At 69.3% G+C, this 18,480-nt stretch carries 17 protein-coding genes and 1 tRNA gene; 6 read left to right on the forward strand and 12 right to left on the reverse strand.

Going from position 1 to position 18,480, the window contains the following annotated elements:
- Positions 1 to 50 precede the first annotated feature (50 nt).
- The 10 genes from MED01_RS28920 to MED01_RS28965 all read right to left on the reverse strand — a co-directional run bounded on the left by MED01_RS28920 (position 51) and on the right by MED01_RS28965 (position 9,713).
- Entirely contained in the window at positions 51 to 857 is an 807-nt protein-coding gene (locus tag MED01_RS28920) for an amino acid ABC transporter ATP-binding protein (protein ID WP_274526426.1), read from the reverse strand.
- On the reverse strand, positions 857 to 1,834 hold the full coding sequence (locus MED01_RS28925; protein ID WP_238671656.1) for an amino acid ABC transporter permease: 978 nt from the start codon (positions 1,832 to 1,834) through the stop codon (positions 857 to 859). The genes MED01_RS28920 and MED01_RS28925 overlap by 1 nt, the downstream gene beginning before the upstream one ends.
- Before the next feature lie 3 nt (positions 1,835 to 1,837).
- Positions 1,838 to 2,749 carry an ABC transporter substrate-binding protein gene (locus MED01_RS28930; protein WP_238671657.1) on the reverse strand — a complete coding sequence of 304 codons (912 nt, stop codon included), beginning with the start codon at positions 2,747 to 2,749 and terminating at the stop codon, positions 1,838 to 1,840.
- A gap of 37 nt (positions 2,750 to 2,786) precedes the next feature.
- Positions 2,787 to 3,497: an ABC transporter ATP-binding protein gene (locus MED01_RS28935; protein ID WP_238671658.1), complete on the reverse strand. Its 711-nt coding sequence runs from the start codon at positions 3,495 to 3,497 to the stop codon at positions 2,787 to 2,789.
- Positions 3,487 to 4,278, reverse strand: a complete 792-nt coding sequence (locus MED01_RS28940) for an ABC transporter ATP-binding protein (protein ID WP_238671670.1) — start codon at positions 4,276 to 4,278, stop codon at positions 3,487 to 3,489. The genes MED01_RS28935 and MED01_RS28940 overlap by 11 nt, the downstream gene beginning before the upstream one ends.
- A 46-nt stretch (positions 4,279 to 4,324) precedes the next feature.
- Entirely contained in the window at positions 4,325 to 5,434 is a 1,110-nt protein-coding gene (locus tag MED01_RS28945; protein WP_091407909.1) for a branched-chain amino acid ABC transporter permease, read from the reverse strand.
- Positions 5,431 to 6,381, reverse strand: coding sequence for a branched-chain amino acid ABC transporter permease (locus tag MED01_RS28950; RefSeq protein WP_124853572.1), 951 nt, complete (start codon positions 6,379 to 6,381; stop codon positions 5,431 to 5,433). The genes MED01_RS28945 and MED01_RS28950 overlap by 4 nt, the downstream gene beginning before the upstream one ends.
- Positions 6,382 to 6,490: 109 nt before the next feature.
- Positions 6,491 to 7,651, reverse strand: coding sequence for a branched-chain amino acid ABC transporter substrate-binding protein (locus MED01_RS28955; RefSeq protein WP_238671659.1), 1,161 nt, complete (start codon positions 7,649 to 7,651; stop codon positions 6,491 to 6,493).
- Between the two features lie 258 nt (positions 7,652 to 7,909).
- A complete protein-coding gene (locus MED01_RS28960; RefSeq protein ID WP_238671660.1) occupies positions 7,910 to 9,079 on the reverse strand; it encodes a hypothetical protein in 1,170 nt (389 codons plus the stop codon).
- Between the two features lie 13 nt (positions 9,080 to 9,092).
- Positions 9,093 to 9,713: an ANTAR domain-containing response regulator gene (locus tag MED01_RS28965; RefSeq protein ID WP_091408093.1), complete on the reverse strand. Its 621-nt coding sequence runs from the start codon at positions 9,711 to 9,713 to the stop codon at positions 9,093 to 9,095.
- A gap of 83 nt (positions 9,714 to 9,796) precedes the next feature.
- On the opposite strand from MED01_RS28965, the gene MED01_RS28970 reads away from it, so the two are divergent.
- From MED01_RS28970 to MED01_RS28980, 3 genes are all read left to right on the forward strand, one after another.
- Positions 9,797 to 9,879: transfer RNA gene (locus tag MED01_RS28970), tRNA-Leu, on the forward strand.
- A 298-nt stretch (positions 9,880 to 10,177) separates the two neighbouring features.
- A complete protein-coding gene (locus MED01_RS28975) occupies positions 10,178 to 10,660 on the forward strand; it encodes a hypothetical protein (RefSeq protein WP_238671661.1) in 483 nt (160 codons plus the stop codon).
- A 91-nt stretch (positions 10,661 to 10,751) separates the two neighbouring features.
- Complete coding sequence (locus tag MED01_RS28980) at positions 10,752 to 11,402, forward strand: NAD-dependent epimerase/dehydratase family protein (protein WP_238671662.1); 651 nt, start codon at positions 10,752 to 10,754, stop codon at positions 11,400 to 11,402.
- A gap of 3 nt (positions 11,403 to 11,405) precedes the next feature.
- Here MED01_RS28980 and MED01_RS28985 read toward each other — a convergent pair whose 3' ends face one another.
- A complete protein-coding gene (locus MED01_RS28985) occupies positions 11,406 to 12,584 on the reverse strand; it encodes a trans-sulfuration enzyme family protein (protein ID WP_238671663.1) in 1,179 nt (392 codons plus the stop codon).
- A gap of 83 nt (positions 12,585 to 12,667) precedes the next feature.
- On the opposite strand from MED01_RS28985, the gene MED01_RS28990 reads away from it, so the two are divergent.
- Both MED01_RS28990 and MED01_RS28995 read left to right on the forward strand, forming a co-directional pair.
- On the forward strand, positions 12,668 to 13,147 hold the full coding sequence (locus MED01_RS28990; RefSeq protein WP_238671664.1) for an Lrp/AsnC family transcriptional regulator: 480 nt from the start codon (positions 12,668 to 12,670) through the stop codon (positions 13,145 to 13,147).
- 72 nt (positions 13,148 to 13,219) lie between these two features.
- Positions 13,220 to 14,230 carry an LLM class flavin-dependent oxidoreductase gene (locus tag MED01_RS28995; protein WP_238671665.1) on the forward strand — a complete coding sequence of 337 codons (1,011 nt, stop codon included), beginning with the start codon at positions 13,220 to 13,222 and terminating at the stop codon, positions 14,228 to 14,230.
- A gap of 200 nt (positions 14,231 to 14,430) precedes the next feature.
- On the opposite strand, the gene MED01_RS29000 is transcribed toward MED01_RS28995, so the two are convergent.
- Positions 14,431 to 16,707: a rhamnogalacturonan lyase family protein gene (locus tag MED01_RS29000; RefSeq protein ID WP_274526428.1), complete on the reverse strand. Its 2,277-nt coding sequence runs from the start codon at positions 16,705 to 16,707 to the stop codon at positions 14,431 to 14,433.
- A 247-nt stretch (positions 16,708 to 16,954) separates the two neighbouring features.
- On the opposite strand from MED01_RS29000, the gene MED01_RS29010 reads away from it, so the two are divergent.
- Complete coding sequence (locus MED01_RS29010; RefSeq protein ID WP_238671666.1) at positions 16,955 to 18,394, forward strand: pyridoxal-dependent decarboxylase; 1,440 nt, start codon at positions 16,955 to 16,957, stop codon at positions 18,392 to 18,394.
- The last annotated feature ends 86 nt before the right edge of the window (positions 18,395 to 18,480 follow it).

Genomic DNA, 18,480 nt, shown 5'->3' on the forward strand with positions numbered 1-18,480 from the left:
TGGCACGACGCCCGGCGCGGCCGAACAGATCGGCCGCGCCGGGTACCGGCTCAGAGCACCTTGGCCAGGAACGCCTTCGTCCGGTCGTGCCGGGGGTTGGCGATCACCTCGCGCGGCGCGCCGGACTCCACCACCACACCGTCGTCCATGAAGACCAGCGAGTCGCCGACCTCCCGGGCGAAGCCGATCTCATGGGTCACCACGATCATCGTCATGCCGTCGCGGGCCAGGTCCTTCATCACGTCGAGCACCTCGCCGACCAGTTCCGGGTCGAGCGCGCTGGTGGGCTCGTCGAAGAGCATCAGCTTCGGTTGCATGGCCAGGGCCCGGGCGATGGCCACCCGCTGCTGCTGCCCGCCGGAGAGCTGACCGGGGTAGTTGCCCAGCTTGTCGCCGAGCCCGACCCGCTGGAGCAGCGCGGCGGCCCGGTCCCGGGCGGCGGCCTTGCGCTCCCGGCCCAACAGCACCGGCGCCTCGGCGACGTTCTGCAGGGCGGTCATGTGCGGAAAGAGGTTGAACCGCTGGAACACCATGCCGATCGCGCGGCGCTGGGTGGCGATCTCCTTTTCCCGCATCTCGTGCAGCTTGCCGCCGCGCTCCCGGTAGCCGATCAGGTCGCCGTCCACCCGGATCCGGCCGGCGTTGATCTTCTCCAGGTGGTTGATGCAGCGCAGGAACGTCGACTTGCCCGAGCCGGAGGGCCCGAGCAGACAACAGACCTCGCCGCTGCGGACCTCCAGGTCGATGCCCTTGAGCACCTCCACCGACCCGAACGACTTGTGCACCTGCTCAGCACGGACCATCACGCCGTCGCCCGCAGTTCCCTCGGCCTCCGCCGGTGTCGTCACCTGCGTCATCACCGACCCGCCTCGCTCGTGCTACCGCCGGCCTCCGCGGTGATCCCGCGCAGTCTGATCTTCGCCTGGGCGCTCCGGCCGAACCCCTTGGAGAAGTGCCGCTCCAGGTAGTACTGCCCGACGAGCAGGACGCTGGTCAGCAGCAAGTACCACAGGCAGGCCGCCACGTACATCGGGAAGACCTGGAAGGTCCGGTTACCCACGGCCTTGAGCTGGAAGAACAGCTCGGTGGAGACCGGCACGAAGGCCACCAGCGAGGTGTCCTTGAGCATCGCGATGGTCTCGTTGCCGGTCGGCGGGATGATCACCCGCATCGCCTGCGGCAGCACGATGCGGCGCAGGATCTGGGTACGGCTCAGGCCCAGCGCCTGCGCCGCCTCGGTCTGCCCCTCATCCACCGACTGGATCCCGGCCCGAACGATCTCGGCCATGTACGCCGCCTCGGAGAGCCCGAGGGCCAGCATGCCGGCGACGAATCCGGTGAGGATCTCCAGCGCGGAGAAGCCGAACAGGCGTGCTTCGAAGTCGTCGACTCCGAAGAGCGCGCCGATCTGCCGATCGAACGGGAGCCCGAACTCGATCCGGGCCCAGAGGATGCCGAGGTTGCCGAAGAGGATCGCCAGCACCAGCCGGGGCACCGCCCGGAAGAACCAGGTGTACGCCCAGGAGACGCCCCGCAGGATCGGGTTCTCCGACAACCGCATGATGGCGACGACAACGCCGAGACTGACCCCGATCACCATCGCGAGCACTGTCAGCGCGAGGGTACCGCGCAGACCCTCCATGATCGGCGGCCGGAACATCTCGTCGACCATGAACGCCCAGTTGAACGCCTTGTTCGTCACCAACAGGTGGACGAACATGGCCACCAGCACCCCGATCACGGCGACCGCGACCCAACGTCCGGGATGCCGGACGGGCACGGCCTGGATGGGTTCCGGCCGTGCCCGTTCGGTTGTGTCCGTTTCCGACGACATGCGTCAGCTGGCGGGGTTCAGCGCCGAGGAGGTGATGGCGCCGCCCTCGACGCCCCACTTCTTCAACGCGGTCTGGTACGAGCCGTCAGCGATGACCGCCTGGACGGCCTCCTTGAGCACCTCGGCGAAGGCGGTCTGGTCCTTCTTGACGGCGTAGCCGTACGGGGCGGACTCGTAGATGTCGCCGACCAGCTCCAGCGCGCCGTTGCTCTGCTTCACCGCGTACGCCCCGACCGGCGAGTCGGCCAGCATGGCGTCGTTCTTGCCGCTGAAGACCGCGGCCGTGGCGTCGCTCTGCGCCTGGTACTGGTCGATGGTGATCGCCGGCTTGCCGCCGGTGGTGCACTTCTTCGACCGGGCGGTGATGTCGTCGAACTGCACGGTGCCGGTCTGCACGGCGATCTTCTTGCCGCAGGCGTTCTCAATGTCGATCTTGGCCGCGTTGCCGGCCTTGGTCGCCCACTGGGTACCGGCGGAGAAGTAGCTCACCATGTTGACGCTCTTGAGCCGCTCGGCGTTGATCGTGAACGACGAGACACCGATCTCGTACTTGCCCGAGTCGACACCGGGCAGGATCGCGTCGAAGGGCGACGACTCGTACTCGGCCTTGAGACCGAGCTTCTGCGCCACCGCGTTGAACAGCTCGACGTCGAAGCCGACCACCGTCTTGCCGTCGGCGTCGAGGAACTCCGCCGGGGCGTACGTCGAGTCGGTGCCGACCTTGATCACACCGTCGGCCTTGATCGCGTCGGGCACCTTCCCGGCCAACGCCGAGTCGGCCGCCGCCGTGACGGTCGGACCGGCGCCGGGCGAGCCGCTGTTCTCCTTCTCCCCACACGCCGTCAGCGAGAGGGCGATCAGCGCCGCACTGGCGGCACCGAGCGCCGCCCGGCGGGCACCGTTGGTATTGAACATGTCTCTGCACTCCTTGCGTGAGGGGTGTGACGGCCGCTCAGGCCACGCCGAGGTATGCCTCTTTGACCGCCGGGTCGTGCAGCAGCTCGGCGCCGGTTCCGGTCTTGACGATCTTGCCGGTCTCTAGCACGTACGCCCGGTGCGCTCGGGCAAGCGCCTGCTGCGCGTTCTGCTCCACCAGCAGGACGGTGGTGCCCTGCTCGTTGATCTCCTTGATGATGTCGAAGATCTGTTGGATCAGCATCGGCGCCAACCCCATCGAGGGCTCGTCGAGCAGCAGCAGCTTGGGCCGGCTCATCAACGCCCTACCGACCGCCAGCATCTGCTGCTCGCCGCCGGAAAGGGTACCTCCGGCCTGCTTACGTCGCTCCGCCAGCCTGGGGAAGAGATCGAGCACCCGGGCCAGGTCCTCGGCGATGCCGGCGCGGTCGCGCCGGGTGTACGCCCCCATGTCCAGATTCTCGAGCACCGACATGCCGGGGAAGATCCCCCGGCCCTCGGGCGCCTGGCAGAGCCCCCGCCGGACCCGCAGGTCCGCCCGGAGCTTCGAGATGTCCTCACCGTCGAAACGGATGCTGCCGGTGGCGATCGGCCGAATCCCGGAGATCGCCCGCATGGTGGTCGACTTCCCGGCGCCGTTGGCGCCGATCAGCGCGACGATCTCACCCTCGGCCACGGTCAGGCTGATGCCGTGCAACGCCTGGATCCGCCCGTAGAGCAGGCTCACATCGTCGATCTCAAGCAACATCGTCCGGCACCCCCAGGTACGCCGCGACCACCTTCGGGTTGTCCCGCACCTCGGCGGGCAGCCCCTCGGCGATCTTCTTTCCGAACTCCAGCACGACGATCCGGTCAGTGACGCCCATGACCAGGCGCATGTCGTGCTCGATCAGCAGCACTGTCACGCCGGTGTCCCGGACCTGCCGGATGAGCTGGAGCAGTTCCTCCTTCTCCGCCGGGTTGAAGCCAGCGGCCGGCTCGTCCAGGCAGAGCAGCACCGGATCGGTGGCCAGCGCCCGGGCGATCTCCAACCGCCGCTGCTCCCCGTAGGAGAGGTTGCGGGCGAACTCGTGCAGCCGGTGCCGGATGCCGACGAACTCCAGCAGCCGCTCGGCCTTCTCCCGACCCTCGCGCTCCTCGCGCCGGTGCCGGGGCAACCGGAACAGGGCGGACAGCACACTGGTCTTGTGGTGCGCGTCCGCGCCGACCTGGACGTTCTCCAGGGCGGTCATCTCCGGGAACAGGCGGATGTTCTGGAACGTCCGGGCCATACCCAGTTGGGTGATCTGGTGGCGCTTCTTCCCGCTGATCTTGCCGCCACGGAACCGGATCTCACCCTTGGTGGGCTGGTAGATGCCGGTCATCGCGTTGAAGCAGGTGGTCTTGCCAGCGCCGTTCGGGCCGATCAGCCCGAGGATCTCCCCCTTGTAGAGGGTGAAGTTGACGTTGTCGAGCGCGACCACGCCGCCGAAGCGCAGCGTGACGCCGTCGACCTCCAGCAGCGGCTCCCGGCTGGGGACCGCCTCCATCGCGGGCGCGCCGGCCTGCGCCGGAACAGCCGGCGTCTGATCGGTGTCACTCACCGACGATCACCTCCTTGCGACGGTCTTTGAACTCCGCCGCCCGTCGTCGGTTCGGAATCAGGCCTTCCGGCCGGAAGATCATCATCACCACGAGGACCAGACCGAAGATCAGGAACCGGTACTCGTACAGCTCCACGCCGAACAGCTCGATGCCGCGGAACCGCTCGATCATGTACGCCACCAGGCCACCACCGACGATCGCGCCGACGATGTTCCCCGAACCACCGAAGATCACCGCCGCCAGGATGATGATCGAGTTGAGCAGCTCGAAGTTCTGCGAGTTGACGAAGTTCTGCTTACCGGCGAAGAGCGCGCCGGCCAGACCGGCGATCGCGGCACCCGAGGCGAACGCCCAGAGCTTGAACTTGAACGTCGGCACACCCATCAGCTGCGCGGCGTCCTCGTCCTCCCGGATCGAGATCCAGGCCCGACCGACCCGACTGTGCGTCAGGTTCCGCACACCGATCACCACCAGGATGATCAGCGTGAGCACCAGCCAGTAGTACGGCCGGGCGTCCAGCACGCCGAAGAACGGCTTGCCGTCGGCGTACTTGCCGGGCGGGTGCGGGATCTGGTTGAAACCCCGCTGGCCCTTGAGGAACTCCGAGCTGACCGCGGCGATCCGGATCATCTCGGCGAAGCCGAGCGTCACGATCGCCAGGTAGTCACCGCGCAGACGCAGCGTCGGCGTACCGAGCATCACACCCGAGAGCATTGTCAGCCCGATCGCCAGCGGCACCACGAGCAGCCACGGCCAGAGCGTCTTGAGGTTGCTGCTCGGCGAGGTCAGCACCGCGACGGTGTACGCGCCGACGGCGAAGAAGCCGAAGTAGCCCAGGTCGAGCAGGCCGGCGAAACCGACCACGATGTTCAACCCGACGGCCAGCAGCACGTAGATCGAGACGGTGAACAGCACCTGTGTGAAGTTCGCACCAGGGGTCGGGATCGGCCCGAGATACTGGTAGAACTCCCTGTTCGGCAGCGCGTAGAAGAACGCGATCACCGCGACCAGCAGCGCCCAACGCACCCAGCGCGGCGCCCCGCGCCACCGTTCTCCGGCCGCCTCGCGGCCGGAGCGCACCCTCTCCAGGACGGTCGTCATGCCCGTGCCCTCCCCAGCGATTCGCCCAGCAGACCGGTAGGCCGGAACATCAGCAGCACCACCAACACCGCGAAGGCAGCGAAGTCCTTCCACTGACTGCCGAACAGACCGGCGGCGTAGTTCTCCACCACGCCCAGCAGCAGGCCACCGATCAGCGCGCCGCGCAGGTTGCCGATACCACCCAGCACCGCGGCGGTGAAGGCCTTGAGCCCCAGCAGGAAGCCGACGCTGTAGGTCAGGGTCTGGATCCGCACGTCGTAGAGCAGACCGGCTACGCCGGCCATGGAACCACCGGTGATGAAGACCATCAGGATGATCCGGTCCTTGTTCACGCCCATCAGCGCGGCGGTGTTGGCGTCCTGGGCCACGGCCCGGATGCCCCGGCCGGTACGGCTGCGGTTGATGAAGAGGTCCAGCAGGACCATCATCAGCAGCGCCGCGCCAATCGTCAGCAGCTGCACCGAGTCGATCGGCACACCGAAGAGGTGGAACAGCGGCTTGCTGCTCACCAGACTGGGCGCGCCCTCGGGCAGTCGGCGGGTCCAGATGCCGAAGGCCTCGGAGATCGCGATAGAGGCGCCGATCGCGGTGATCAGGAAGGCCAGCGGCGGGGCGTTGCGCTTACGCAACGGCCGGTACGCCACCCGCTCGATCACCGTCGCCGTGCCCGCCGAAGCGATGGCGGCGACGATCATCGCCACCAGCAGGTAGAACAGGATCGATCCAACCCCGCTGACCTGTGAGTTCTGGTCGAGTCCAAAGCCGTTCCAAGTCCAGATCGCCGCGAACGCGCCGGCGATGAAGACCTCGGAGTGAGCGAAGTTGATGAGTCTCAGCACGCCGTAGACCAGCGTGTAGCCGAGCGCGACAAGGGCGTAGATCGCGCCCTGCGTCAGGCCGGTCGTGGTGAGTTCCCCGAAGTTGGAGAACAGTCCATTGAAGTCCAAGGGAGGGACGCTCCATCACGTCTGGAGAGAAAATTGGGGTGCGGCCGGGAGCGAGCAGCTCCCGGCCGCACCCGCGATCACAACTCAATCGCCGAAGCAGCGACCAACATCAGGACTTCGGGATCTCCTGGTCCGGGACAACCTTGCCGCCGGTGACCTTGAAGGCCCACACCTTGACCTGAGCCGGGTCCAGCTCGCCGGTCTCGGTGAACTTGTAGCTCGCCGCGACACCCTCGCCGCTGTAGCCCTTCACGAACTCCAGCAGGCCCTCACGGGTGGTCTTGCCAGCCTTGATACCGGCCAGCAGGATGTTCGCCGCGTCGTAGGCGGTGTCGCTGTAGGTGCCCGGGTCGGTGCCGTTGAGCGCCTTGAACTCCTGCACGAAGGTGCCCCGGGCCTCAGCGGCCGGCTGGCACGGGCAGGTGAGGATGGTGCCCTCGGCCGCCGCCTGACCAGCGGAGGTGATGTACGCGCCGTCGTTGACGCCGTCGCCAGCGACCAGCGGCGCGGTGACCCCGGCAGCGGTGAGCTGCTTACGGATCAGGCCAGCCTCCTGGTAGTAACCGCCGTAGAAGATCGCCTTCACGTTGGCGGCCTTGACCTTGGTGACCACGCCGGAGAACTCGGTCTGCTTGCCCTCGCCCTGGACCTTGTCCGAGCCGACAACCGCCGAGCCGAGCAGCTTCTTGACCTCGTCGGCCAGGCCGGCACCGTACGCGGACTGGTCGTCGATGACGTAGACCTTGTCGGCCTTCATCACGTTCTTCATGTAGTTGCCGGCCGCCGGGCCCTGGCTGAAGTCGTTGCCGACCGCGCGGAAGAAGGTCTTCCACTTCTGCTCGGCCAGGCTCGGCCGGGTGGCGGACGGGGTGATGGTCACCAGGCCGGCCTCGTTGAACAGCGGGCCGGCAGCCTCGGACTCACCCGAGTAGGCCGGGCCGACAACGCCAAGGATCTTGGTGTCGTCGATCGCCTTCTGTGCCAGACCAGGCGCCTGGTCCGGGCTGCCCTGCGAGTCCAGGGAGGCCAGCTCGACCTTGCAGTCGGCGTTTTCCTTGTTGTACTTGTCGACGGCGAGCTTGACACCGTTGTTCTCGTTGATGCCGAGCGCGGCCGAGCTGCCGGTCAGCGCGCCGAAGAATGCGATCTTGCTGCCGCAGGCGTCACCGCCCCCGCCTGCCGCATCGTCGCCACTGGAGCATGCGGTTCCGCCGGCGACGAGCGCCACCATGGCGACCCCACCGATAACGCGCGCGAGCTTTTGCCTCAAGGCCCGAACCCTCCTCGTCCCATGGTCCGAACCACCCGCTGGCTATTGGCCCTTGCGGGGGGCGGACGAACCAGACCGTCGTCGCCGGTCTGGGGCCGGACGTTATCCCACCGTGGAGCTGTGACGTAAGACCCAAGCGAGCGGGTTGACCGAACCGTTACACGCCGTGGCGGATTGGAAACGATCCCTGTAAGAACCTTCGGTCGTGAAGCTTTTTCACCTTCGTTTCTTCGGGGCCGGCGAGTGGGCCTCCGTCAGCTACCGATCGAGGTCTGAAACCCCCGCCCACCAGGCACGCGACGTTTTTCCATCGTCCGCCACCAACAGCAGTCGATCTCCCGTCGAGGTCACCGCGACCGCAGTGTCTCCGCTGTCCGGTACCGGCTGCGGCATGGTCATCGCCCGCCACGACTCGCCCGCATCGACCGAGAGCCACAGTGCGTGACGGTCCCCGTCCCTCGTCACCGCCACCAACCTCTGCCCGACGGCCACCAGCCCCGCCGCCGACGCCACACCCGGTCCGGCCGCCCCGAACCTGCCCGCCGGCCGCCAGCCCTGCGCGGTCAGCCGCCAACTGCCGAATCCAGCCCGCACCGGCCCGACCGCCACCGACACGTCGCCAAGCACCGCCACCCGCTGCGCCTGCCCCCGCCCGTCCACCACCGGCAGGGCGGACCGCCGCCAGCTCCGGCCGTCCGCCGAGGACCAGGCCAGCGGCACCAGCGCGGTACCCCCGGGCGGCAGCAGCGCACCCACCATCAGCCAGCCCGACGGCACGGCGACCGCGTCGTACGCCGCCGTCCGCCCCCGCTCGTCACCGGCCAGCTCTGGTGCGCCCTCCACCAGCGCGAACCCGGCCGCATCCGGGGAGATCCAGACCGCCGCACCGTCGATCCGACTACCGGCGATCAACCAGCCCCGCGGCCCCGCCGCCAGCCCGGCCACGTTGACTGCGCGCGGCCCGGCATACCGCTCGAAGGGCGCGTCCACCTCGTGCAGCGCGCCGTCCGACGCCTGCCTCCAGGTGCCGGTGCGGGGATTGCCGTGCACGCCCCCGCTCTTCGCCCCGACCGCCGCCAGCCGTCCCTCCCTGCAGGCCGCCGCGGAGAGCACGTGCTGCTGCCCGTAGAACGTCACTGGCTCCGTCGGCAGCGGCACCCAGGAATTGGCGTCCGTGCTGCTCCAGGCGGCCGGGCGGGTCCCCCCGGCCGGATCGACCACGCCGCCGACCACGTACCACCGGTCGGCACAGGCGGTGGCGTCGCGCAGCACCGGTCGACCCGGCACACCCGGCGTGTCCGGCAGGACCACCGACTGCCAGGCCGGCCGGACCGGTAGCGGCTCCGCACAGTCGGGACAGGCCGAGACCTCACAGGCGGCCACCAGCACGGCGAGAACGCCGAGCACTGCCCCCACCCGCCGCCGCATGGATCGATGCCGGTCAGGGTGCCGGCAGGGTCACCTCGCCACCGGCGGTCTCCGCGAGGATCCGCTCGGCAACCTCTTTCATGGTCATCCGGTGGTCCATCGCCGTGCGTTGGATCCACTTGAACGCCTGCGGCTCGGTCATGCCGTACGTGGTCATCAACGCGCCCTTGGCGCGCTCCACCGACTTACGGATCTCCAGCCGGTCGGTCAGGCTCGCGACCTCCGCCTCCAGGGCCGCGACCTCCGAGTAACGCGACAGCGCGATCTCCACCGCCGGGACCAGGTCGCTCTTCTGGAAGGGCTTCACCAGGTACGCCATCGCGCCAGCCGCCCGCGCCCGCTCCACCAGATCACGCTGGCTGAACGCGGTCAGAATGATCACCGGGGCGATCCGGGCACCGGCGATGCGCTCGGCGGCGGCCAGCCCGTCCATGATCGGCATCTTGATGTCGAGGATGACGAGGTCGGGCTTCAGCTCCTCGGCGAGGCGTACGGCTGTCTCGCCGTCACCGGCCTCCCCCACCACCTCGTAACCCTCTTCGACGAGCATCTCGGCGAGGTCCAGCCGGATCAGCGCCTCGTCCTCGGCGATCAGTACGCGCCTACGCTCGGCATCCGTCGGCGTCTCAGCCACCAGCCCTACCCCCACCATCGATCACTGCACGGCTACCACCCATGCTCCCGCATGAGAGTAGTCGGGTACAGTAGGCGCCACCCGCCGGGATGGTGGAACGGCATACACGGAAGTCTCAAACACTTCTGCCCGAAAGGGCTTGCGGGTTCGAATCCCGCTCCCGGCACTTTGTCATACACGTGTTCGACGATGTGGGCGTGCATCCACCGCAGATGCGGGCACAGGCCCGCGCCCTCCGCGCTCGCGGACACAACATCCACGCAGTAGCGCGCACACTCTCCCTGCCGTACGCGACGGTCTGGCACTGGTGCGTCGATCGACCGGAACCGGTGAAGCGCGGCACGGAGCTTCGGTGCTTCCGGTGCCGGTCGGATGTCGAGAATCCGACCGACCCCGCTGCCTACGCCTACCTGCTTGGTCTCTACCTGGGTGACGGCCATCTGGCCATGTCACCAAAGGTCCCGGTGCTCCGAATCGCTTGCACGGCCACCTATCCGGATCTCACCGGCGCGTGCGAGGCCGCCATGCTCGCCGTGCTCGCCGCGCGTGTGCAGCGGATCCCCAAGCAGGGCTGCATCTCGGTCGAGAGCAGCGGGGCGCACTGGCCGTGCCTGTTGCCGCAGCACGGCCCAGGTAAGAAGCACGAGCGACCGATCGTCCTGGCCGACTGGCAGCGACCGATCCTCGAACGACACCCGGGCGACTTCCTGCGTGGACTGTTCCACTCCGACGGCTGTCGGTTCGCCAACCGGGTGACGGTGCGCGGCAAGGCTTACGTCTACCCGCGGTACATGTTCGTCAACGAGTCGGCCGACATCATGCGGCTCTGCCAGTGGAGCCTCGACCTGCTCGGCGTCACCTGGCGGATGAACCGACGCAACTCGCTGTCGGTGGCGCGACGCGACGCCGTCGCCACACTGGACCGGCACGTCGGCCCCAAGTCCTGAGCGGTACCGCGCGGATCACGCCGACCGTGGCAGCCTGACTGACGCGCGGCCGGATGGCCGGTGGCAGTGGCGGCGACAGGGGTGCGATCTGATGCGGGTGGTTGTCTTCGGTGCGACGGGCATGGTCGGCCAGGGTGTGTTGCGCGAGTGCTTGCTCGCCGAGGATGTGCGGGAGGTGCTCACCGTCGGTCGTCGGCCGACCGGCCGGCAGGATCCGAAGCTGCGGGAGCTGACCGTCGCGGACGTGGGCGAGTTGGAAGCGGTGCGGGCCGAGTTGACCGGTGTCGACGCGTGTTTCTACTGCCTGGGGGTGTCCTCGCTGGGTCTGGACGAGGCCGCGTACACCCGGGTCAGCTACGACTACCCCCTCGCCGCGGCGCGGTTGTTCGCGCAGGTGAGCCCGCAGCTCACTTTCGTCTACGTCTCGGGTCAGGGGACCGACTCGTCGGGTCGGGGTCGGGTGATGTGGGCGCGGGTCAAGGGTCGCGCCGAGAACGCGATCATGGATCTGCTGCCCAACGGTTACGCGGCGCGGCCGGGTTTCATCCAGCCGACGTACGGGGCGGTGTCGAAGACGCGGTGGTACCGGTTCGGCTACGCGGTCACCAGTCCGCTGTTTCCGGTGCTGCGTCGGTTGCTGCCGAATCAGGTCACCACCACCGACGGGATCGGTCGGGCCATGCTGCGGGTGGCTCGGCAGGGTTCGCCGGTGCGGGTGCTGGGCAACCGCGAGCTGCGCTGAGGCTCAGGCGATCACGTCGAGGGCGTGGGCCAGGTCGGCGCGCAGGTCTTCGGGGTCTTCGAGGCCGACCGAGAGGCGCAGCAGTGCGGCTGCGGGTTTGGCGTCGCCCTCGACCGGCCGGTGGGTGAGTGAGGCGGGGTGCTGGATGAGGGTGTCCACGCCGCCGAGGGACACCGCGTGGGTGATGAGGCGGCAGGCGCCGGCGACGGCGGCCGCGGCTGGCGCGCCGCCGCGTACCTCGAAGGCGAGCAGGCTGCCGGGTCCGGACATCTGCCGCCCGACCAGCGCCGCCGGGTCGTGCACCGAGGGGTGGTGCACCCGCTGTACGGCGGGGTGGTCGGCGAGCCAACCGGCGAGTTTCTCGGCGCTGGCCTGTTGGGCGCGGACCCGCAGCGGCAGGGTTTGCAGGCCGCGGTGCAGCAGGTAGCCGCCGAGGGGGTGCAGGATCGCGCCGGTGACCGCGCGGACCTGGCGTAGGCGTACGGCCCAGGTGTCGTCGCAGGCGACGACACCGGCGAGGACGTCGCCGTGACCGCCGATGCTCTTGGTGGCGCTGTGCAGGACGAGGGTGGCGCCGTGCCGGGCGGGTTGTTGCAGTACGGGGGTGGCGACGGTGTTGTCGACAAGCAGTGGGATGTCGCCGGCAGCGGCGGCGAGGGCGGCGATGTCGACCAGGTCGACTGTGGGGTTGGCGGGTGTCTCGACGATGACCAGGGCGGTGTCGGGGCGGATGGCGGCGGCGACCTCGTCGGGGCGCGTCCAGGTGACTGTGGTGCCGAGCAGGCCGGTGGCGAGGACGTGGTCGGTGCCGCCGTAGAGGGGTCGGACAGCGACGACGTGTCTGCGGTCGGCGCGGGCGGCGGCGAGCAGGGTGGCGGTGAGGGCGGCCATTCCGCTGGCGAAGGCGACGGCCTGGGCGGTGCCTTCCAACTCGGCGAGGGCGGTTTCGAAGCGGGCGACGGTGGGGTTCCAGAGCCGTTGGTAGACGGCGCTGCCGTCGGCGGGCAGGGTTCCGCCGGTGGCGAGTTGCTCGTACGCGGCACCGCCGTCGTCGACTGAGGGCAGCGGGTTGGTGGTCGACAGGTCGATGGGTGGTACGTGCACGCCGAGGGTGCGGAGGTCGTCGCGACCGGCGTGTACGGCCCGGGTGTCCATCGTTGTCATGGCGGTAGGGTCGAACATCTGGCGGCTGTCGGGCAACGGTTCGGCAGATGATTCTGCAAAATGAGTTGGTTTCCGTGTTGCGTTCGGGCGAGGATGGCGCAATGCCCCCTGAGCCGAATGATCTGCGGCCGTACCAGGCCCTGGATGAGGTGGACCGCGCGATCCTGACCGAGCTGGCGGCGGACGGCCGGTTGCCCAACAATGCGCTCGCCGAGCGGGTGGGTGTGGCGCCGTCGACGTGTCTGACGCGTACCCGGGCGCTGCGCGAGCGCGGCGCGATCCGTGGTTTTCACGCTGAGGTGGATCCGGCGGCGCTAGGCCTGCCGTTGCAGGCGTTGGTGTCGGTGCGGTTGACAGCGCACGAGCGGGCGGCGGTGGACGCGTTCCGGGCCCGGTCGGTGCGGCTGCCGGGGGTGGTGTCGGTGTTCCACGTGGCCGGCGCCGAGGACTACGTGCTGCATGTGCGGGCGGCGTCCGGCGACTCGTTGCGGGACTTCGTGCTGGACCACCTGGCGGTGGACCCGGTCGTGCAGCACACGCAGACCAGTCTGATCTTCGAACAGGCGCGTGGGATGGGCTGAGCGCCGGGTGAGGTGGCCGACGAAAACCCGCATGCTGGAACAAAGCCGGTCGGTGACGGGTTGGCTGACCGTGTGATCACCGTACCGTTGTCTGTTCTTGATCTTGCCCCGGTCGCCAAGGGCACCACCGCTGGCGCGGCGTTGCAGGCCACCACCGAGTTGGCACGCCGCACCGAGGAGTTGGGCTACCACCGGTTCTGGGTGGCCGAGCACCACAACATGCCAGCGATCGCCAGCTCCGCCCCCGCGGTGCTGCTGGCGCACCTGGCGGCGAACACCTCGACGATCCGGCTGGGGTCGGGCGGGGTGATGCTGCCCAACCACGCGCCGCTGGTGGTGGCCGAGCAGTTCGGCACCCTGGAGGCGCTGCACCCCGGTCGGATCGACCTGGGCATCGGGCGGGCGCCGGGCACCGACCAGGTGACCGCGCTGGCGTTGCGGCGCACAATGGAGGGCCTGTCGGCGGAGGGTTTCCCGCGCGAGCTGACGGACCTGATGAACTACTTCAGCGGGGAGAAGCCGGGGCAGATCATCGCCACGCCGGGCCGCGGTGAGCAGCCGGCCGTGTGGCTGTTGGGCTCCAGCGGTTTCAGCGCCCAGCTCGCCGGCCTGCTCGGTCTGCCGTTCTCCTTCGCGCACCACTTCAGCTCGCAGAACACCCTGCCGGCGTTGGCCCTGTACCGGCAGAACTTCCGCCCGTCGCAGTGGCTGGACAAGCCGTACGCGATGGTGGCGGTCAACGCGGTGTGCGCGGAGACCGACGAGCGGGCCGAGTGGCTGGCCGGGCCGAGCGCGCTGTCGTTCCTGAAGTTGCGTTCCGGGCGGCCGGAGCCGCTGTCCACGCCCGACGAGGCGGCGGCCTACCCGTACTCGGAGATCGAGCGGGAGTTCGTCGTGGCGCGCCGCGACGGTCAGGCGATGGGCTCGCCGGAGACGGTGCGTCGGCAGCTGACCGAGCTGGTGGAGCGCACCGGCGCGGACGAGCTGATGCTGACCACGCTGGTGTACGACGTGCAGGACCGGGTGCGGTCGTACGAATTGATCGCCGAGCAGGTGGCGGGCGGTCTGCGCCGGAGCGCGTGAAACACGATCTTCACGTCAGCGTCACCCCGCCGACCCGGACGGTGCCTAATGTTGGTTCCGGTGGTGGTACGGCATTCCCGGTCGGGACGGGTTGGGAATGCCGCGGTGTGGCGCACCGGGCCGGAGCTGAGCGGATTCCGCGGCTGCGGCCCGGTGCCTGCCACCCTAGGCGACCCCGCTCGGGACCGCCAGGGGTTGCATCAACGTAGGTAGATGTCCGGCGTCGGTGGGGTGCCCATTCCGTTGCCGATGAAGAACCCCGGGTGCGGCGGCTGGTTGTAGGCGGTGTTCTGCCACGCGATCGCCACCCGATACTGCGGATCGTGCATCAGGGTGTAGATCCGGGTGCTGGTCGGCGTGGGTGTGCTGTAGATGCGCAGCGCCCGACTGTCGGTGGTCCGCCAGATCACCTCCTCGCGCCAGTCGCCCAGGAAGTCGCCGGAGAGCGCCGGCGTCGACTTGGTGCCGTTGTTGGACGCCACACCGCTGCCGTCGAGCAGCCGGGTCTCACCACCGGTGCCGTACTTGTCGATCTTCGTGCCGTCGAGCAGTTCCCGCAGCGGGTCGCCGTCCCACCAGGCGAGGAAGTTGGCCGAGGACGGCTTGCGTCCGACGTTCTGCCCCCTGGTGTTCGCCAGTCCGGCGACCGCTGACGACCACGACTCCGCGCCAGGGCTGCCCGCCCAGATGTCCGCGGAGACGCCCCGGCCGTTGTCGCCGGACGCCGGCGTGGACCAGAGGACCTGGCCGGTCCGGGCGTCGGCGAAATAGGAGCTGGGCTTGCTGCCGTCCTCGTCGACCTTGAACACCTCCAGGCCGGCGCGGCCCGGGTCCAGGTCCCCGACGTGCATGGCGTCGCCGTGGCCGTTGCCGGTCGAGTGCAGCAGCCGGCCGTTGTCGTCGATGGTGGCGGCCCCGTACACGATCTCCTGGCGACCGTCGGCGTCGACGTCGGCGACGGAGAGCTGGTGGTTGCCCTGACCAGCGGCGGCGCCGTTGCCGGAGGAGTTCGAGTCGAACGTCCAGCGCTTGGTCAGCGTGCCGTTGCGGAAGTCCCAGGCCGCGATCACCGCGCGGGTGTAGTAACCCCGGGCCATGATCAGCGAGGGGCGTTGTCCGTCCAGGTACGCGGTGCCGGCGAGGAACCGGTCCACCCGGTTGCCGTACGAGTCACCCCAGGACGACACGGTGCCGCGCGGCGGGTCGTAGTTGACTGTGGAGGCGATCGCACCGGTCTGCCCGTTGAACATGGTCAGGTACTCCGGACCGGACAGCACGTAGCCGCTGGAGTTGCGGTAGTCCGCCGACGACGAGCCGATCAGCTGACCGGTGCCGGAGCGGGTGCCGTCGGCGGTCTTCATGGCCACCTCGGCGCGGCCGTCGCCGTCGTAGTCGTACACCTGGAACTGGGTGTAGTGGGCGCCGGCCCGGATGTTGCGGCCCAGGTCGATCCGCCACAACCGGGTGCCGGTGAGTGTGTAGGCGTCGACGTAGACGTTGCCGGTGTAGCCGGACTGGGAGTTGTCCTTGGCGTTCGACGGCTCCCACTTGAGCACGATCTCGTAGCTGCCGTCGCCGTTGAGGTCACCGACCGAGGCGTCGCTCGCGCTGTACGAGTAGCTCTCGCCACTCGGGGTGCTGCCCCCGGCAGGGACCTGCAACGGCACGTCCAGGTAACCCGCGCCGAACTGCAACGCCGGCGGTGACGCCGCCTGCTCGGCGCCGCCCACCACGGCCCGCACGGTGTACGCCGAGCCGGCCGCCGCGCCGCTGTCGAGGTAGTTGGTGGCACCGGTGATCGGACTGGCGTTGACCTTGGTGGAACCCCGGTAGAGGTTGAACGACACCCCTGAGGTCTCAGTGCCGAGCAGCCGCCAGGAGACCAGGTTGCCACTGCCGGAGCGGACGCTGACCAGCCCCCGGTCCAGCTTCTCCATCTGCAACACCCCGGCCGACGGCGGAGGCGTGGTCGGGGGTGGGGTGGTCGGCGGTGGGGTGGTCGGGGGTGGGGTCGTCGGGGGTGGGGTCGTCGGCGGTGGGGTCGTCGGCTCGTCGGTGGGTGGGGCGCCGGTGCAGGTGGTGCCGTTGAGCGCGAAGCTGGCCGGCACCGGGTTGCTGCCGGTCCACGAACCGTTGAAGCCGAACGAGGCGCTGCCGTTCGTGGCGATGGCGGTGTTGTGGTCGACGTTGCGCGCTGTCACCTGGGCGCCGGACTGGGTGACGGCGGCGTTCCACGCCTGGGTGACCTGCTGGCCCGCGGCGTACGACCAGGTGACGGCCCACCCGTTGACCGGGTCGCCGAGGTTGGTGACTGTGACGTTGGCGCCGAAGCCGCCCTGCCACTGGTTGGTGATCTGATAGTCGATCCGGCAGCCGACGGCGGCGGCCGAGGCGACGACCGTGCCGAGGGTGCCGGCCACGACTGTGGCCGCCGTCGTGGCGGCGAGCAGGATCAGCCGATGTCTGGACGGGTGCATGCACTGCCTCCGGGATCCGGTGATGATCGCTACGACCCACCGGCCCTGCCCGGGAAGCACAGTGGACCGACCCCACCGCGACGGCGGTGGACGGCGATCTGATCGGGGTGAAACGCCCTGGAACTCACGGATCCGACTCACCGCGCATCGTAAGGCAAGCGCTTTCCGGTCCGCAACATCGACCATCATCGCTTGACTGCGGGTACCACCCTTGCCTCGGTGATCGATGCCTGATCAACTCGTTCAGATGAGCGCTCACCACATGGACCCCACCGAATTCCGTCGCGCCGGCCACGCCGTCGTCGACTGGATCGCCGACTACTGGGCGACAGTGGAGCAACGCCCGGTCGCCCCGGCCGACCCCCCGGGCACGGTGGCCGCCGCCCTGCCCAGCGAACCCCCCACCACCGGCGGCGAACCGGTCGAGGCGATCCTCGCCGACCTGGACTCGATCGTCGTACCGGGGCTGACCCACTGGCAGCACCCGGGCTTCTTCGGCTACTTCCCCGGCAACACCTCCGGCCCGAGCGTGCTCGGCGACCTGGTCAGCTCCGGGCTCGGCGTCCAGGGCATGCTCTGGGCCTCCAGCCCCGCCTGCACCGAGCTGGAGACGGTGATGATGGACTGGCTGGCCCACCTGCTGGACCTGCCACCGCGGTTCCGCTCGACCAGCACCGGCGGTGGGGTCATCCAGGACTCGGCCTCCTCGGCGACGCTCGTGGCCACCCTGACCGCACTGCAACGGGCCAGCGGCGGCCGCTGGCGGCACACCGGCATCGACCGGCGTTACCGCGCCTACACCTCCGTGCACGGGCACTCGTCCATCGAGAAGGCGGTACGGATCGCCGGGCTGGGCAGCGACGGAATCCGGTCGATCGAGGTGGACCCGGACACCCAGGCGATGCTGCCGGACGCCCTGCGGGCCGCCATCGAGGCCGACCTGGCCGCCGGTGACGTGCCGGCCATCGTGGTGGCAACCATCGGCACCACCTCCACCACCGCCGTCGACCCGCTGCCGGAGATCGGGGCCATCTGCGCCGAGTACGGGATCTGGCTGCACGTGGACGCCGCGTACGCGGGCTCCGCCGCCGTCTGCCCCGAACTCCGGTGGACGCACGCCGGCCTGGAGTACGCCGACTCCTACTGCTTCGACCCGCACAAGTGGCTGCTCACCGGCTTCGACTGCGACGCGTTCTGGGTGGCCGACCGGGCCGAACTGATCGAGGCGCTGACCGTACTGCCGGAGTTCCTGCGCAACGCGGCCTCCGAATCCGGTGCGGTGATCGACTACCGGGACTGGCAGGTGCCACTGGGCCGGCGGTTCCGGTCCCTCAAGCTGTGGTTCGTGCTGCGCTGGTACGGCGCCGAAGGGCTACGGGCGCACATCCGCTCCGGGGTGGCGCTGGCCGAACGGTTCGCCGAGCGGGTCCGCGCCGACGACCGGTTCGAGTTGGCCGCGGCGCACCCGTTCTCACTGGTCTGCTTCCGACTGCGCGCCGACGACGACACCAACGCGGCGTTGCTGGCCTCGGTGAACGCCACCGGGCGGGTGCACCTCACGCACACCCGGGTCGACGGCCGCTACACGCTGCGGCTGGCGGTCGGATCACCCCAGACCACCGAAGCGCACACCGACGAAGCCTGGACCCTGCTCTCCGATGCGGCCACCACACTGCTCACCCCCTGACCCGCCGCCGCCCCGCCGTTCCACGCCCCGTTCCCCCGTTTCTCCGCGCTCCCGGTCCCTCGCGCCCCGGGTCCCTCGCGCCCTCG

Origin of the sequence: Micromonospora alfalfae, assembly GCF_022230925.1 — a bacterium.
GTDB classification, from domain to species: Bacteria; Actinomycetota; Actinomycetes; order Mycobacteriales; family Micromonosporaceae; genus Micromonospora; species Micromonospora alfalfae.

What these genes read in the sequence shown, in the direction of transcription:
- MED01_RS28990 (WP_238671664.1), top strand. Translation starts at nt 12,668, where the DNA reads ATGCCCCCTGAGCCGAATGATCTGCGGCCGTACCAGGCCCTGGATGAG.
- MED01_RS28945 (WP_091407909.1), bottom strand. Translation starts at nt 5,434, where the DNA reads ATGACGACCGTCCTGGAGAGGGTGCGCTCCGGCCGCGAGGCGGCCGGA.
- MED01_RS28925 (WP_238671656.1), bottom strand. Translation starts at nt 1,834, where the DNA reads ATGTCGTCGGAAACGGACACAACCGAACGGGCACGGCCGGAACCCATC.
- MED01_RS28960 (WP_238671660.1), bottom strand. Translation starts at nt 9,079, where the DNA reads ATGCGGCGGCGGGTGGGGGCAGTGCTCGGCGTTCTCGCCGTGCTGGTG.
- MED01_RS28920 (WP_274526426.1), bottom strand. Translation starts at nt 857, where the DNA reads ATGACGCAGGTGACGACACCGGCGGAGGCCGAGGGAACTGCGGGCGAC.
- MED01_RS28935 (WP_238671658.1), bottom strand. Translation starts at nt 3,497, where the DNA reads ATGTTGCTTGAGATCGACGATGTGAGCCTGCTCTACGGGCGGATCCAG.
- MED01_RS28930 (WP_238671657.1), bottom strand. Translation starts at nt 2,749, where the DNA reads ATGTTCAATACCAACGGTGCCCGCCGGGCGGCGCTCGGTGCCGCCAGT.
- MED01_RS29000 (WP_274526428.1), bottom strand. Translation starts at nt 16,707, where the DNA reads ATGCACCCGTCCAGACATCGGCTGATCCTGCTCGCCGCCACGACGGCG.
- MED01_RS28940 (WP_238671670.1), bottom strand. Translation starts at nt 4,278, where the DNA reads ATGGAGGCGGTCCCCAGCCGGGAGCCGCTGCTGGAGGTCGACGGCGTC.
- MED01_RS28980 (WP_238671662.1), top strand. Translation starts at nt 10,752, where the DNA reads ATGCGGGTGGTTGTCTTCGGTGCGACGGGCATGGTCGGCCAGGGTGTG.
- MED01_RS28985 (WP_238671663.1), bottom strand. Translation starts at nt 12,584, where the DNA reads ATGTTCGACCCTACCGCCATGACAACGATGGACACCCGGGCCGTACAC.
- MED01_RS29010 (WP_238671666.1), top strand. Translation starts at nt 16,955, where the DNA reads ATGAGCGCTCACCACATGGACCCCACCGAATTCCGTCGCGCCGGCCAC.